Consider the following 15,239-nt stretch of genomic DNA (forward strand, 5'->3'; position numbering starts at 1 on the left):
CCGCGGGCCACAGGCCAGCGCCTTGACTCGTCCGCGGAGCCCGATTATCTCCTCGCCAGCCTTAGCACTCACCTCAAGAGAGTGCTAATGCCCGGGTTGGAAGGCGGCTTCGGCGCCAGCACCAACCGCAATGCGTTCTGCGAAGCAAGAGGGCAGCACATGCAATTCCGTCCGCTGCACGACCGTGTCGTCGTCCGTCGCATCGAGAGCGAGGAGAAGACCAAGGGCGGCATCATCATCCCGGACACCGCCAAGGAGAAGCCGCAAGAGGGCGAGATCGTCGCCGTCGGCCCCGGCGCCCGCGACGAGTCCGGCAAGCTGAACCCGCTCGACGTGAAGGCCGGCGACCGCGTCCTGTTCGGCAAGTGGTCGGGCACTGAGGTCAAGATCGACGGCAAGGACCTCCTCATCATGAAGGAGTCCGACATCATGGGCGTGCTGGCGTAGACCGCCACACCCTGATCGCCCTGCAAGCCTGACGGCGGCGCCCCTTCCCGGGAGCTGACGCCTGACGGCTTTTCCCTGCAACACCGATCTTAAAGTGAGGAATCACCATGGCAGCGAAAGACGTTCGTTTCGCCTCCGACGCCCGCGAGAAGATGCTGCGCGGCGTCGACATCCTGGCGGATGCGGTGAAGGTCACGCTCGGCCCCAAGGGCCGCAACGTCGTGATCGAGAAGAGCTTCGGCGCTCCCCGGATCACCAAGGACGGCGTGACCGTCGCCAAGGAGATCGAGCTCGCCGACAAGTTCGAGAACATGGGCGCCCAGATGGTGCGCGAAGTGGCCTCGAAGACCAACGACATCGCGGGTGACGGCACCACCACCGCGACCGTGCTGGCCCAGGCGATCGTCCGCGAGGGCGCCAAGTACGTCGCCGCCGGCATGAACCCGATGGACCTGAAGCGCGGCATCGACCTCGCCACCCAGGCCGCCGTGAAGGACATCCAGAGCCGCGCCAAGAAGGTGTCGGCCTCGGAGGAGATCGCCCAGGTCGGCACGATCTCGGCCAACGGCGACAAGGACATCGGCGAGATGATCGCCCATGCCATGCAGAAGGTCGGCAACGAGGGCGTGATCACGGTCGAGGAGGCGAAGACCGCCGAGACCGAGCTCGACGTCGTCGAGGGCATGCAGTTCGACCGCGGCTACCTCTCCCCGTACTTCATCACGAATGCGGAGAAGATGATCGCCGAGCTCGAGGACCCCTACATCCTCATCCACGAGAAGAAGCTGTCGTCGCTCCAGGCGATGCTGCCGGTTCTCGAGGCCGTCGTTCAGACCGGCAAGCCGCTGCTGATCGTCGCCGAGGACATCGAGGGCGAGGCGCTGGCCACCCTGGTGGTCAACAAGCTGCGCGGCGGCCTGAAGGTCGCGGCCGTGAAGGCGCCGGGCTTCGGTGACCGTCGCAAGGCCATGCTCGAGGACATCGCGATCCTGACCCAGGGTCAGATGATCGCCGAGGACCTCGGCATCAAGCTCGAGAACGTGACCCTCCCGATGCTCGGCCGCGCCAAGCGCGTCCGCATCGAGAAGGAGAACACCACGATCATCGACGGCGCCGGCGAGAAGGCCGACATCGAGGCCCGCGTCCAGCAGATCAAGGCGCAGATCGAGGAGACCACCTCGGACTACGACCGCGAGAAGCTCCAGGAGCGTCTGGCCAAGCTCGCGGGCGGCGTCGCGGTGATCCGCGTCGGCGGCGCGACCGAGGTCGAGGTCAAGGAGAAGAAGGACCGCGTCGACGACGCCCTCCACGCCACCCGCGCGGCGGTCGAGGAAGGCATCGTTCCCGGCGGCGGCACCGCGCTCCTGCGCGCCAAGAAGGCCGTGGCCGCTCTCTCGAGCGACAACGCCGACGTCCAGGCCGGCATCAAGATCGTCCTGAAGGCGCTTGAGGCCCCGATCCGCCAGATCGCCAGCAACGCCGGCGTCGAGGGCTCGATCGTGGTCGGCAAGATCGGCGACAAGGGCGACTCGGAGACCTACGGCTTCAACGCCCAGACCGAAGAGTACGTCGACATGATCCAGGCCGGCATCGTCGACCCGGCCAAGGTCGTGCGCACCGCCCTGCAGGACGCCGCCTCGGTGGCCGGCCTGCTCGTGACGACCGAGGCGATGGTCGCCGACGCCCCGAAGAAGGACTCCCCGGCTCCGGCGATGCCGGGCGGCGGCATGGGCGGCATGGACTTCTAAGTCCAGCCACCCGGTCCTGAGAGACGGGAAGGGGTCGCCGCGAGGCGGCCCCTTTTCCGTTGGGGCCCTTGCTCATCCTTGTTTTGTACGTCCGGCCGACGTACATTTTCGAAAGAGGAGGCAGCCATGACGAATGCTGCGCGCAAGGCGGCCCAGGTATCGCGCGACGAGCGACTGGGCTTCCGGATCGACGAGGAGACCAAGGCGCTCATCGAGCGCGCGGCTCAACTCGAGCGTCGGAAAGTGACGGATTTCTGCCTGACCGCCCTCGCGGAGGCGGCCCGCCGCACCATCGCAGAGCACGAGATCCTCGTTCTGTCGGATTGTGATCGCACCGTCTTCTTCGACACGCTGATCAATCCGCCTCGTGCGAACGAGAAGCTGCGGGCAGCCTTAGCCGAGCACGCGCGCCGCGTGGCACGGTGACGGTGAGACATGTCGCTGCCGGATCTGCTCGTCGTTCCGCTCGATGACGGGCACGACCGCGCCGCCTTCTCGTCAGGCGTCGAGAGTCTCGACCGCTATCTCCACACGCAGGCCCGACAGGATCTCCGCCGCAAGGCGAACGCGGTTTTCATTCTCAGCGCCTGCGACACGCCGAGCCGCATCCTGGGCTACTACACGCTTTGCGCCCTGGCGGTGTCGCAGGGCGACGTTCCTGCCGCTGCTCGCAGACACGTCCCGCGCTATCCGCAGGTCAGCGCGACGCTGATCGGTCGTCTGGCCGTCGCTCGCGAGATGCAGGGACGAAAGCTCGGCTCCATTCTGCTCGCGGACGCGCTCCGCCGGGCCTTCGAGAGCGCCGGGACAGTGGGCTCGTCGATGGTCGTGGTCGACGCGCTGAACGAAGCCGTGGCGGTCTTCTACGAAACCTTCGGCTTCGTACGACTTCCTGACTCGCTCAAGTTGATCCTGCCGATGGTTCAAGCTGGCGAGGCCGCGCCCTGACAACCGACGCCTTGCAGGGGTCGGCGGTCAAGCCGATGGCTGGCAGGCATAAGGCCTTCTCGCGGTTACGGGATTGAAAGCTATCCCGGACTCGCCGCCGACCCGGCCAGCAACCCGCCATCCAGGTTGAGCTCCGCCCCCGTCATGTAGGCAGCCTCGTCCGAGGCGAGCATCGCCGCCACCGCCGCGACCTCCTCCGGCGTCCCGAACCGCTTGAGCGGCGTGTCCGCCACCAGGGCCGTCATCCGCGCCTCGCGCTCGGTCCCCTCTCCCAGCATCGGCTCCCAGATCGGCGTCAGGATCGCCGCCGGGTGGATCGAGTTGCAGCGGATCGCCCAGCCCCGCTGTGCGCAGTAGAGGGCCACACTCTTGGTGTGGTTGCGGATCGCGGCCTTGGACGAGGCGTAGGCCGCCGCGGCCGGGATCCCGACGAGGCCGGAGCGCGACGAGACGTTGATGATCGAACCTGTACCGCGCGCCTTCATCGCGCGGATCGCGTAGCGGCAGCCGAGGAAGGTGCCGTCGAGGTTGACGCGGTGGACCGCCCGCCAATCCTCCAGGCTCGCATGCTCGGGATCGTGGGCCACCGGTCCGGTCTCGAAGCCGGTGATGCCGGCATTGTTGACGACCACGTCCGGGGCCGGAACGATGTCCTCCAGGTGCAGCCAGTCCTCCTCCCGGGCGACGTCGAGCTGGATGAACCGGCCGCCGATCTCCGCGGCCGTCGCCGCACTCCCGGCTTCATCGCGATCCGTGACGATCACGTCGCCGCCCTCCTGCCGAAAGCGAGCCGCGATGGCTCGCCCGATGCCGCGGGCGGCGCCGGTGACGAGGCAGGTCTTAGCCGTCAGGCGCTGCATGGTCGCCTCGCAGATGGGATTCGGAACGGCATGACCCCGAGGCATGGATGGTCCGACGGCCAACGCGCCTCACCCGAGGTCCAGCATCCCCTGTCGCCCGCCGAGCGTCACGCCCTCGTGCGCCAGGAGCCACTGCTTGCGGTGGAGCCCGCCGCCATACCCGGTGAGGCTGTCGTTCGCCCCGATCACCCGGTGGCACGGCACCACGAGGCCGACCGGGTTGGCGCCGTTGGCGAGCCCCACCGCCCGCACGGCCTTAGTCCGGCCGAGGCGCTGCGCGAGGGCGCCGTAGCTCAGGGTGGTGCCGGCCGGGATGGCCCGGAGCGCCGCCCAGACCGCGCGCTGGAACACGGTGCCGCTGGTGCGGACCGTGAGCCCGTCGATCGCCCGCAGGTCGCCGGCGAAATAGGCCGCGATCGGCTCGGCGAGCGCGGGCGGCAAGGCGGCGTCGCGCATGGAGAAGGCGATGCCGTAATGCAGCCGCAGCAGGCGCCGCATCCGCGCCTCGTGGTCCGACCAGTCGAGGGCGCGCAGGGCGGCGTCCTCGTCGAAGACCAGGAGCATCGTGCCGATCGGGGTCGGCAGGGTGCCGAGGAGGAAGGATTCGGGCATGATGCCCGATCCTATCCCGGACGCCGGCCCGCCGCGACGGGCGCGGCGACCGGTCCACCGCTCAGTCGACCCAGCCCTTCAGCTCGCGGGCGACGACGTGCTCGATCACCCGCATGCCCTCCGGGCCGTCGTTGAGGCAGGGCAGGTAGGCGAAGTGCGTGCCGCCGCCATCCTCGAAGTAGTGCCGGTTCTCGCCGTCGAGCTCCTCGAGGGTCTCGAGGCAGTCGGCGGTGAAGCCCGGCGCCACGATGGCGAGGCGCTTCACGCCCTGCGCCGCCAGCTCCTTGACGGTCTCGTCGGTATAGGGCTTCAGCCATTCCTCGTTGCCGAAGCGCGACTGGAAGGTCGTGCGCATCCGCTCGGGCGAGTAGCCGAGCGCCTCGCGGATCAGCCGGCCGGTCTTCACGCACTGGCAGTGGTAGGGATCGCCCTTCATCAGGTACGATTTCGGCACGCCGTGGAACGAGGTCAGGATGACCTCGGGCTCGAAGTCGAGGGCGGCGAGGTCGCGGCGGATCGCGCTCGCCACCGCCTCGATGTAGACCGGGTCGTCGTGGTAGGGCGGCGAGACCCGCACGGTCGGCTGCCAGCGCATCTTCATCAAGGCGCGGAAGGCCTGGTCGCAGGCGGTGGCCGAGGTCGCGGCGGCGTATTGCGGATAGAGCGGCACCAGGAGGATGCGGTCGCAGCCCTGGTCGAGGAGCGCCTGGATGCGCTGGTCGACCTCGGGCTTGCCGTAGCGCATCGCCCAGTCGACCACGACGCGGTCCCCCATCGCCGCCTGCAGCTTCTCGGCCTGGCCGCGGGTGATGGTCTTGAGCGGGCCCTCGTCGCGCTCGTTGTTCCAGACCGACGCGTAGTCGCGCCCCTTCGGGCCGGGGCGCTTGGTCAGGATGACGAGGTTGAGGAGCGGCCACCAGATCGCGCGCGGCACCTCGATCACCCGCCGGTCGGACAGGAACTCCTTGAGGTAGCGCCGCATCGGCCAGTAGCTGGTGCCCTCCGGCGTGCCGAGATTCATCAGGAGCACGCCGACCCGGCCCCAGCGCACCGCCGGGTGGCCGGCCGGGAGGGCGCCCGCCTGGCCCGCGGGCGTTGGGGCGACGGGGGTGGCGCCGCGGGCGAGCGCGGCGTTCGGGGTCACCTCGTTCATGGTCGTCCGGTCTGCTCTTCTGGTGGCCCGGAGGATGGCGCGCCCGGGCCCGTCTGTCTTCGCGTCGGGTGGCCGCTTATAGAGCGCAACGTGCGCCCGAACCAACGCGTCGTGACGCTGCACCGCGGTGCGCCACCGACATCCAACGGTCAAGATGACCGTGAGACATATCCGTCCCGGGCGCCCTCGGCCCGCTTGGAGCCCCGCATGACCTCGCCCAGCCGCCGCCAGACCCTCGCCCTCGGCCTCGGTGCCGGTCTCGCGGGATTCGCCGGCGGTCCGGCCGCCGCGCGGGCGCCGGACGTCGGCTTCACCCTGGTCCTCGTCAACGACATCTACCGCATGGGCGCACTCGACGGCCGCGGCGGATTCCCGAAGCTCGCGGCCGTGGTCAAGGCCGAGCGGGCGACAGGCCGGCCGGTCCTGGTCTGCCACGCCGGCGACACGCTCTCGCCCTCGCTGATGTCGGGCATCGACAAGGGCCGCCACATCATCGAGCTCACCAACCTCATCAGGCCCGACGTGTTCGTGCCGGGCAACCACGAATTCGATTTCGGGCAGGACGTCTATCTGGAGCGGATGCGCGCCGCGAACTTTCCGGTGTTTGCCGCCAACCTGCGCCGGCCCGACGGCACGCCGGTGCCGGGTACCAGCGACTCGACGATCCTGACGATCGGCGGGGTCAAGCTGGGCATCGTCGGCATCGCGCTCCCCGAGACGCCGGCCAAGTCGCAATCCGGCGACTGGACCTTCGGACCCGCCGTCGCGACCCTCGCCCGGGAGGCGGCGTCCCTACGGGCGGTGGGCGCCGAGATGGTGCTGGCGGTCTGCCACACCGACCGGGCGACCGACGAGGCCCTGGTGGCGAGCCGCCACGCCGACATCGTGCTCTCGGGCCACGACCACGACCTGGCCTTGCGCTACGACGGCCGCACGGTCTTCGCGGAATCGGGCCACGACGCCGAGTCCGTCACCGCCATCGACGTGAAGGCGGAAGGGGCGGGCACGGCGCTGACCTGGAGCGCCGCCTTCCGCATCCACGACAGCGCCGGGATCGAGCCCGACCCCGAGGTGCTGGCGGTGGTCGAGCGCCAGGAGGCGGAGCTTGCCCGCGAGCTCGACGTGCCGCTCGGCCGGGTGACCAATCCCCTCGACACCCGCATCGACGTCGTGCGCCGGGGCGAGGCGGCCTTCGGCGATCTCGTGGCGGATGCGCTCCGCCACGCCGCCGAGGCCGAGATCGGCCTGATGAATGGCGGCGGCATCCGCGGCAACCGGACCTATCCGGCCGACAGCGAGCTGACCCGCCGCGACGTGCTGACCGAACTGCCGTTCGGCAACACCTCGGTGCTGGTCAAGATCACCGGCGCCCAGGTGCGCGCCGCCCTCGAGAACGGTTTGTCGGAGATCGGCCGCTCCGCTGGCCGCTTCCCGCAGATCTCAGGCATCACCGTCACGGTCGATGCCGCCGCCCCGGTCGGCAAGCGGGTCACCGAGGTCCGCGTCGGCGCCGCACTCCTCGATCCGGCCCGGACCTACACGGTCGCGGCCAACAACTTCATGCTCGCCGGCGGCAACGATTACGGAATGCTCGCCGAGGGACGAACCCTGGTCGGCGCCACCGACGGCACGCTCGTCGCCAACGTGGTGATGTCCTACATCCGGGCCCACGCGCCCCTGACCGTCGCGACGGGGCGCCTCACCCTCCGCCCCTGAGGTTCGATGCCGACCGACGAGTCCGTGGCGGGCGCCCTCGCCCGCTTCCGCGCCAGCCGCTCTCCCTGGCTCGCCCTGCCGTTCTTCCAGGACGGCAGCGCCGAGCGGGTCGCGGAGGCGGTCGATGCCCGCCGGGAGGCCGGCGCCCGGGTGCTGCCGGCGCCCGAGGACATCTTCAACGCCCTGACCCTGACACCCCTGGATCGGGTCCGTGCGGTAATCCTCGGCCAGGACCCCTACCCCACCCCGGGCGACGCCCACGGCCTCGCCTTCTCGTATGTCGGCGGGCGCCGGCTGCCGGCCTCGCTGAAGGTGATCCTCGCCGAGATGGCGGAGGAGACCGGGACGAACGTGCCGCGCACCGGCGATCTCAGTTCGTGGGCACGGCAGGGCGTGCTGCTGCTCAACTCGGCGCTGACCGTCGAGGCGGGGAAGTCCGGCGCCCACATGAAGCTCGGCTGGTCGACGCTCGCCGACCAGGCGGTATCGGCGGTCTCGTCGATGCGCCCGGCGGTCGCCTTCCTGCTCTGGGGCGCGCCGGCCCGCCAGCGCGCCGCGCTGATCGACGGCGACAGGCATCTGGTGCTGGAGGCGGGCCATCCCTCGCCCCTCAACCGGAAAGCGGATTTTCGCGGGAGCCGGCCTTTCGGGCAGGCCAATGCGTGGCTGGAGGAGAAGGGACTGGACCCGATCGACTGGCGGTTGACGTAACAAACTTCCCGCGCTCCCCCGGCAATGCTGACACCTTCCGCGTCATCCCGGGCCTGTCCACGGACGAGTTCCGGGACGATGCGGAAGGGACTGGTACCGCCGCGCCTTGGAACGGACCCGTTCCAAGGCGCTGGCTAAGCCCGAATGGGCGTCGGCGCTGATGCGCCGGACGCCTTGGCATCGACGTGTCGATGCCAAGGCGCGAGGGTATGAGACCCGTCGGAGACGGCGGCGCGATCCGTCGCGCCGCCACGCCCCGCCTTGCCGAACCCCTCCCCGCGCGACACCTACCGCCCACGCCGCCTCACGAGGGAGCAGGCCCCCGCATGCGCAGCCTGTTCGTCCTGATGAGCATCGCGGTAGCCCTCGGCTTCGTGGTCAGCGGGCTCATCAACGGCCTCGACGACCGGGCGCTCGCCCGGAGCGAACGCGAGGCGCAGAGGCGGGTCGGGGTCGCGGTGAGCGACTTCGCCCACCGGCTCGGCCTGTCGCAGGATTGGGTCGCCTATTGCCGGGCCGAGACCCGGCGCAAGCTCGCCACCTACCCGAAGGACGGCTCGATCCCGTTCGGCCTGCGCTACTCGAGCGCCGGCACAGAGGAGGTCGAGCGGGCGATCCGCGAGCGCGAGACCTACGAGCGCCAGGACCAGATCCTGTGCCTGACGCAGCTGCCGGCGAGCCTGCGGGACGGGGCGGCGCCGTAGCCCGCCCTACAGGCCGTAGCGGGCGAAGGCGGCGCGCTCGTCGAGGACCGCGAGCGCGCCCTCGACCGCCGCGAGGCCGACCGCCCCCGGCTCGCGCCGGCGCAGCAGGCGGGCGAGGAGGCCGCCGCGGACGGGCTCGACCAGCGGCAGCTTGACCGTCTCGCCGAAGCGGGCGCGCAGGACCGAGCGGACGTCGCCGTGGCCGTCGACGAGGCCGAGCGCGAGGCCCTGGCGGCCGGTCCAGACCGCGCCGGAGAAGAGGTCGTCGGGGTCGCCCTTGAGGCCGGGCCGGCGGCTCGTGACCAGTTCGGTGAACATCGCCTGCACGTCGGCCTGGATGGTCTTCAGCCGGGCGACGTCGTCGGGATTCTCGGGCCGGAACGGGTCGAGCATCGCCTTGGCCTTGCCGGCGGTGTGCACCCGGCGCTCGACGCCGAGGCGCTCGATCAGGCCGGTGAAGCCGAACCCCGCCGAGACGACGCCGATCGACCCGACGAGCGAGGAGGGATCGCAGAAGATCTCGTCGGCCGCGCAGGCAATCATGTAGCCGCCCGACGCCGCGACGTCCTCGACGAAGGCGAGGACCGGCACCCCGGCCTCCGCGGCGAGCGCCCGGATGCGGCGGTGGATCAGGTGCGACTGCGCCGCCGAGCCGCCGGGCGAGTTGATGACGAGCGCCACCGCCCGGATCCCCTTCATGCCGAAGGCCCGCTCCAGGGCCGGCGCGCAGGCTCCGAGCGACAGCCCGGCCCGCAGGGGCGAGACCGCCCCGATGGCGCCGCTCAGGCGCACGACCGGGACCACCGGGTAACGACGGGCCCAGCGCTCGGGCAGGAGGGCGCGCAGGGCGGCGAGGGGCCGGAACGGCATGGCGGGGCGGGATCTCCGATGGCGCCCGACAGGTACGCGGACCGCCCCGCCCCGGCAAGCGAGCCCGGTCCCGGCGGGACCTCGAGGACCGGCAGGCCATGTATGTCGGTGGGAAGACCTGGCATTGGCGAGATCCGCCAGCGCGGGCCTCGGTTTCGGCTCCTTGCATCGAGAAGTCCGGCGCGAGCGCGCCGATGCCGACAAGTTGACCTGAAGTTTTTCGCGTCCATCGATTGAAGCGGAGCCGCGTGCGTCTAGTTCAGCAGCCAGCGCCCCTGGGTCGTCCGGCGGGCGTCCCGCCGACCCATGGCCGGCGGGAACGAACCTCGTTGTCCACGTCGCAGCCGGGGCGCCGGTGGTGAGTGCCGCGCCGCCCGCAGGAGATCGACCGCATGCGCGCCCTTCGATGGATCAGCCTGGTCCTGACCCTCCTCGTCGCCGGGATCGGGCTCGGCACCAGCCGCAGCTCCGCCGCGGCCCTGCCCACCGCCGGCGCCCTCGCGACCGGGGCCAGCGCCGCCGCTCCCCTGGTCGACAAGGCCTATTACTACCGCCGCTACTACCGCTACCGGCCCTATCGGCGCTACTACGGTTACCGGCCCTACCGCCGCTACGGCTACCGGCCGTACTACCGGCGCGCCTATCGGCCGTATTACCGCCGTTACTATCGACCCTACTACCGCCCGTATTATCGCCGCATCTACGGCCCGCGCTTCTTCTTCTAGCGCCGCTTCGCCGCGACGCCGGTCGCGTGCGGACGGCTCCGAGCGAACCGGCATCCGATCGCATCGCGACCGGGCGCCGGTTCAGCATTCCCCTCCCCGGACCCGGGCGGTGCCGATCCCGAGAGACCGTATCCACGCCGCGCGATCTCGCGCGAGATCTCGGCTGGCACGCCGGGCCGCCGGGTGCGGAGGGTCGACACTCTCCTGGGATCGGCCTCGTTTCACGGGGCACGGTCGCAGGATCGTCCGGTTCCGACGCAGCAACGGGAATCGCGAAGAACGGTTTCGGCGCGGCGCGTGCTTCGGGTCGTGACGCGACGAACCGGCACAATGGTGTCGCACGGGGATCGAGCAGTTTCCCGACACGGTTCGGATGGCGGAAGCGATCTCGCTCGCCCATCGGTCCAAATGAACAACTTTTGCTCAATCTGCGTCTTTGCTGCCCATCACGACATCGGTCCGGACGGCCCCAGTTCGCCACGCAGCCGGATTTCTGATCCTGGCAGCCACGATCCTGTACGGCTGTTTACTCACGGTTAATCGGGCAATCTCAGGATCACCGCACGAACAGGTCGGATCCTGACCTGGAACTCGTGGGAGCCCTCGGCTCCCCATGCCGCGGGAATCGGCACAGGGCCGAACGTCGGGCGCCGCGGGAGATGGGCAGATGGACGTACTCGTCGTCGATGACAGCCGGACGATGCTCACCCGCCTGAAACGGCTCCTGGATCGCGACCGGCAAGCGGTGGCGTCGATCTTCCAGGATCCGCTCGCCGCGCTCGACGAGGCGCGGATGCGCGCCTTCGACCTCGTCCTCGTCGACTACAACATGCCCGGGATGGACGGGCTCGCGGTGATCCGTCACCTGCGGATGATCGAGCACTACGCCCAGGTACCGATCGTGATGATCACCAGCGAGGTGAGCGACGCGGTCCGCCTCGCCGCCCTCGATGCGGGCGCGACGGACTTCCTGGACAAGCGGTGCGGGCGCGTCGAGCTCTCGGTGCGGCTGCGCAACATGGTGCGGCTCGCCGCCGCCGTACGGCGGCTCGACGATCAGGCGTCCTGGCTCGCCGGCGAGGTCGAGAAGGCGGTGCGCACGCTGCGCGAGCGCGAGGCCGAGATCATCTTCCGGCTCTCGCTGGCGGTCGAGTACCGCGACAACGACACCGGCGACCACACCTGGCGCGTGGCCCGCTACAGCCAGATCATGGCCGAGGCCCTCGGCCTCGACGCCGACCTGTGCCGCCGCGTCTACCTGGCGGCCCCGCTCCACGACGTCGGCAAGGTGGCGATCCCGGACGGCGTGCTGCTGAAGCCCGGCCGCCTCGACGAGGAGGAGTTCGCGCTGATCCGCACCCACGCGGCGATCGGCAAGCGCATCCTGGGCGGCAGCACCTGCGAGCTGATCGGGCTCGCCGCCGAGATCGCCGAGGCCCATCACGAGCGCTGGGACGGCGGCGGCTACCCGCACGGCCTGTCGGGCGAGGCGATCCCGCTCGCCGCGCGCATCGTCGCCGTCGCCGACGTGTTCGACGCGCTGACCACGCAGCGGCCCTACAAGGCGGCGATGCCGCTCGACCTCGCGCGGTCCTGCATCGAGCAGGAGAGCGGCCGCCACTTCGATCCGGCCTGCGTGGCCGCCTTCCTGTCGCGCTGGGACGACATCGTGGCGGTCGGCGCCGGCACCTCGGCGCGCCTGCGCGACATCCCGTTCCGGATCGAGCCCTGGGCCCGGGTGCCGGCGCTGCCCCGGGAGGTGCCGGTCCGGGAGGCGGGGCCGGCTCAGGACGAGGCGGCCTGAGAGGCCGCGCCCGGCAGGGCCGGCAGCCAGCCGGCGCCCTCCCCCACGAGGAAGTCCCAGAAGGCCAGCCCGGCGGGGCTCAGAACCTTGTCGGCCCGGCGGACCGCGAACCAGTCGCGGCGGATCGGCAGGCCCTCGACGTCGAGGAGGACGAGGCGGCCGGCCGCGACCTCCGCCGCGACGGTGTGGCCGGAGATCAGCGCGATGCCGAGGCCGGCCATCACCGTCTGCTTGATGGTCTCGTTCGAGCCGTTGTCGATGCCGATGCGGGCGCGCCGGATCAATAGGCCGGTCATGAACTCCTCGAACACCGTCCGCGTGCCCGAGCCGTACTCGCGCACCAGGAACGGCTCCTCGGCGAGCTCCTCGCGGGTCAGCCCGCGCCGCCCGGCGAAGCGGTGGCCGGGGGCGGCGATCACCACCAGGGGATGGGGGCCGAAGGGCTCGGCGGTGATGGCGAAGTCCCGCGGCGGGCGTCCCATCAGGGCGAGATCGACCCGGTAGTCGCGCAAGGCCTCGACGGTGGCGCCGCGGTTGCCGACCACGAGGTCGATCTCGACCCCCGGATGACCCGCCGCGAAGCCGCCGACGATCCGGGGCGCGAAGTACTTCGCGGTCGAGACCACGCCGAGGGCGACCCGGCCGCCATGGCCGCCCCGCAGCGTCCGCAGCCGCTCGGTGCAGGTCTCGAGCACCGTGCCGATGCTGTCGATGGCCCAGAGCAGCTCGCGGCCGGCATCGGTCGGCTTCAGGCCCGCATGGGTCCGGTCGAACAGCAGCAGGCCGATCTCGTCCTCGAGGCCCTTGATCCGCGCCGTCAGGGCCGCCGGGGTCACGTTCAGCTCCTGGGCCGCCCGGGTCATGGTGCCGAGCCGCGCGATCGCCGCGACGGCGTGGAGCTGCTTGAGCGAGAGGTTGCGAATCCGGTCCTGCGCCACGCGCCCCCTCCTCTCGCGCCATGCGCCGTCCCGCCGCCGATCATTCGCGCGGACCCGATCCGACATCGCGGCCGGCGCGGACGCATCCCGTACTTCGGAACAGGATGACGGATCCCGCCTCCGCCGCCTAAGCTGCCGGAGAACGGGCCAGACGAACGAGCCGGGAGGAGAACGGGCCGGCATCCGGCAAGTCCCCGAACCGGCACTTCCGGCAAGGCGGGACATTCCCGGGGATCGCATCATGCTCCTGAGCGCCCTCATCGACGCGAGACCGCCGCGGCGGCATCCGGATCTCGCCCCGGTCCTCGCCGCGCTCGCCGGCGCCGCCTCGTCGGCGGCCGAGACGATCGCGGCGGCACCCGGAAACCCGGAGGCGGCCGTCCGCCGGATCTTCGCGGAGGGCCTGCGGGGGACCGAGGTCGCGGCGATCGCCTGGGACGACAGGGCGGACCCGGAACCGTGGATGCCCGGCGCCGCGCTCGTCCTCGCCCTCTGCCCGCTCGAGGGCGCCGCCGACCTCGACGGCGGGATGCCGGCCGGCACGCTCTTCTCCCTGCGGCCCGCCGGCTCGGATCCCCGGGCCGCCTTCCTGGCGCCCGGCCGGACCCAGGCGGCGGCGGGTTTCGTCACCTACGGCCCGCGCACCCTCCTGACGCTGAGCGACGGGACGGCGACCACGACGCGGGTCCTCGATTCCCGCGGCCGCACCGTCCGGCCGCCGGTCCTCCTCCGCGTGCCGGAGGCCGGCTCCCGCGGCGGGGCCGGCGCGCAGGCTTTCCCCCTCTCGCTCGCGGCCGCGGCCCAGGGCGTGCTCGCCCGCGGCGGGCTGCATCGGCGGGGAGACGCGGGCGAGGTCCGGCTCGTCCACGCCGCGGCCCCGGTCGCCCTCGCGATCGAGGGCGCGGGCGGCGCCGCCACGGACGCGCGCGGGCGGGCGATCCTCGACATCCCGGCCGCCGGGCTGCACCAGGGGACACCCCTCGCCTTCGGCTGCGTCTCGGAGGTCGCGGGCCTCGCCCGCTCGCTCGACGCCGACCGCTCGCCGCTCTTCACGCCCCGCGGGCTGCTGCGGGCCTGACGGTGTCGGACCGCCATCCCATCGTGTCGGTGACCGGCTCGTCGGGCTCGGGCACCACCTCGGTGCGCAACACCTTCGAGCAGATCTTCCGCCGCGAGGGCGTGACCGCGGTGTTCATCGAGGGCGACGCCTTCCACGCCCTCGACCGGGCGGCGATGCGCGAGGCGGAGGCGCGGGAGCCGACCCTGAACCATTTCGCCGAGCGGGCGAACCTGCTGCCCGAGCTCGAGGCCGTGTTCCGGGACTACGCCGCCTCGGGACGCGGCCGCACCCGGCACTACGTGCACGACGCCGAGGATGCGGCGCGCTTCGGGGCCGAGCCCGGCACCTTCACGCCCTGGGAGGCGTTTCTGGAGGGCTCGGACCTCCTGTTCTACGAGGGCCTGCACGGGGCGCTCGCCAACGAGCGCATCGACATCGCGCGCCACGCCGACCTCAAGATCGGCGTCGTGCCGGTGATCAACCTCGAGTGGATCCAGAAGCTCCACCGCGACAAGGCCGCCCGCGGCTACTCGACCGAGGCGGTGACCGACGTGATCCTGCGCCGGATGCCCGACTACGTCACCACGATCTGCCCGCAATTCACCAACACCGACATCAACTTCCAGCGCATCCCGACGGTCGACACCTCGAACCCGTTCGTCGCCCGCTGGATCCCGACCGCCGACGAATCCATGGTGGTGATCCGCTTCCGCGACCCGCGCGGGATCGACTTCCCCTACCTGATCTCGATGATCGCCGGCAGCTTCATGTCGCGGGCGAACTCGGTGGTGATCCCCGGCGGCAAGCTCGACCTCGCGATGCAGCTGATCCTGACCCCGATGATCCTCCGCCTGGTCGAGCGCCGGCGGCGCCTGCCGTAAGCGCGGGAGCGCCGGTCGCCCGAGTTCTGCGCGCGGGCGTTCCCGGCTTGTGCTCGCGACAG

16 protein-coding genes are annotated in these 15,239 nt (G+C 71.1%); 11 read left to right on the forward strand and 5 right to left on the reverse strand.

Annotated elements, in window-relative coordinates; translation table 11 throughout:
- Positions 1 to 159: 159 nt before the first annotated feature.
- From groES to DK419_RS00400, 4 genes are all read left to right on the forward strand, one after another.
- On the forward strand, positions 160 to 447 hold the full coding sequence (gene groES / locus DK419_RS00385) for a co-chaperone GroES (RefSeq protein WP_048433003.1): 288 nt from the start codon (positions 160 to 162) through the stop codon (positions 445 to 447).
- A 107-nt stretch (positions 448 to 554) separates the two neighbouring features.
- Positions 555 to 2,195 (forward strand): chaperonin GroEL, encoded by a 1,641-nt coding sequence (groL, locus tag DK419_RS00390; protein ID WP_109957347.1) that lies wholly within the window; start codon positions 555 to 557, stop codon positions 2,193 to 2,195.
- 126 nt (positions 2,196 to 2,321) lie between these two features.
- Entirely contained in the window at positions 2,322 to 2,621 is a 300-nt protein-coding gene (locus tag DK419_RS00395) for a type II toxin-antitoxin system TacA family antitoxin (protein ID WP_109957348.1), read from the forward strand.
- A gap of 9 nt (positions 2,622 to 2,630) precedes the next feature.
- A complete protein-coding gene (locus DK419_RS00400) occupies positions 2,631 to 3,143 on the forward strand; it encodes a GNAT family N-acetyltransferase (RefSeq protein WP_109957349.1) in 513 nt (170 codons plus the stop codon).
- 80 nt (positions 3,144 to 3,223) lie between these two features.
- On the opposite strand, the gene DK419_RS00405 is transcribed toward DK419_RS00400, so the two are convergent.
- The 3 genes from DK419_RS00405 to hemH form a co-directional block, all read right to left on the reverse strand.
- Positions 3,224 to 4,003: an SDR family NAD(P)-dependent oxidoreductase gene (locus tag DK419_RS00405; RefSeq protein ID WP_109957350.1), complete on the reverse strand. Its 780-nt coding sequence runs from the start codon at positions 4,001 to 4,003 to the stop codon at positions 3,224 to 3,226.
- A 69-nt stretch (positions 4,004 to 4,072) separates the two neighbouring features.
- On the reverse strand, positions 4,073 to 4,615 hold the full coding sequence (locus DK419_RS00410) for a methylated-DNA--[protein]-cysteine S-methyltransferase (protein ID WP_109957351.1): 543 nt from the start codon (positions 4,613 to 4,615) through the stop codon (positions 4,073 to 4,075).
- A 61-nt stretch (positions 4,616 to 4,676) separates the two neighbouring features.
- On the reverse strand, positions 4,677 to 5,768 hold the full coding sequence (gene hemH / locus DK419_RS00415; RefSeq protein ID WP_109957352.1) for a ferrochelatase: 1,092 nt from the start codon (positions 5,766 to 5,768) through the stop codon (positions 4,677 to 4,679).
- A 207-nt stretch (positions 5,769 to 5,975) separates the two neighbouring features.
- Here hemH and DK419_RS00420 point away from each other — a divergent pair, with 207 nt between their 5' ends.
- From DK419_RS00420 to DK419_RS00430, 3 genes are all read left to right on the forward strand, one after another.
- A complete protein-coding gene (locus DK419_RS00420) occupies positions 5,976 to 7,484 on the forward strand; it encodes a bifunctional metallophosphatase/5'-nucleotidase (protein WP_109957353.1) in 1,509 nt (502 codons plus the stop codon).
- Between the two features lie 6 nt (positions 7,485 to 7,490).
- On the forward strand, positions 7,491 to 8,195 hold the full coding sequence (ung, locus tag DK419_RS00425; protein ID WP_109957354.1) for a uracil-DNA glycosylase: 705 nt from the start codon (positions 7,491 to 7,493) through the stop codon (positions 8,193 to 8,195).
- Positions 8,196 to 8,521: 326 nt separating this feature from the next.
- A complete protein-coding gene (locus DK419_RS00430; protein WP_109957355.1) occupies positions 8,522 to 8,899 on the forward strand; it encodes a hypothetical protein in 378 nt (125 codons plus the stop codon).
- A gap of 6 nt (positions 8,900 to 8,905) precedes the next feature.
- Here DK419_RS00430 and DK419_RS00435 read toward each other — a convergent pair whose 3' ends face one another.
- Entirely contained in the window at positions 8,906 to 9,769 is an 864-nt protein-coding gene (locus DK419_RS00435; protein ID WP_109957356.1) for a S49 family peptidase, read from the reverse strand.
- A 392-nt stretch (positions 9,770 to 10,161) separates the two neighbouring features.
- Here DK419_RS00435 and DK419_RS00440 point away from each other — a divergent pair, with 392 nt between their 5' ends.
- Positions 10,162 to 10,494 (forward strand): hypothetical protein, encoded by a 333-nt coding sequence (locus DK419_RS00440; RefSeq protein ID WP_245442771.1) that lies wholly within the window; start codon positions 10,162 to 10,164, stop codon positions 10,492 to 10,494.
- Positions 10,495 to 11,161: 667 nt separating this feature from the next.
- Entirely contained in the window at positions 11,162 to 12,298 is a 1,137-nt protein-coding gene (locus DK419_RS00445; RefSeq protein ID WP_109957357.1) for an HD domain-containing phosphohydrolase, read from the forward strand.
- Here DK419_RS00445 and DK419_RS00450 read toward each other — a convergent pair.
- Positions 12,280 to 13,221, reverse strand: a complete 942-nt coding sequence (locus DK419_RS00450) for a LysR family transcriptional regulator (protein ID WP_109962032.1) — start codon at positions 13,219 to 13,221, stop codon at positions 12,280 to 12,282. The genes DK419_RS00445 and DK419_RS00450 overlap by 19 nt on opposite strands.
- A 256-nt stretch (positions 13,222 to 13,477) precedes the next feature.
- Here DK419_RS00450 and DK419_RS00455 point away from each other — a divergent pair, with 256 nt between their 5' ends.
- Both DK419_RS00455 and DK419_RS00460 read left to right on the forward strand, forming a co-directional pair.
- Positions 13,478 to 14,314 carry a fructose-bisphosphatase gene (locus DK419_RS00455; RefSeq protein ID WP_162561097.1) on the forward strand — a complete coding sequence of 279 codons (837 nt, stop codon included), beginning with the start codon at positions 13,478 to 13,480 and terminating at the stop codon, positions 14,312 to 14,314.
- Positions 14,315 to 14,316: 2 nt separating this feature from the next.
- On the forward strand, positions 14,317 to 15,177 hold the full coding sequence (locus DK419_RS00460) for a phosphoribulokinase (RefSeq protein ID WP_109957359.1): 861 nt from the start codon (positions 14,317 to 14,319) through the stop codon (positions 15,175 to 15,177).
- Positions 15,178 to 15,239: the final 62 nt, after the last annotated feature.

It is taken from the genome of Methylobacterium terrae, from assembly GCF_003173755.1.
GTDB classification, from domain to species: Bacteria; Pseudomonadota; Alphaproteobacteria; order Rhizobiales; family Beijerinckiaceae; genus Methylobacterium; species Methylobacterium terrae.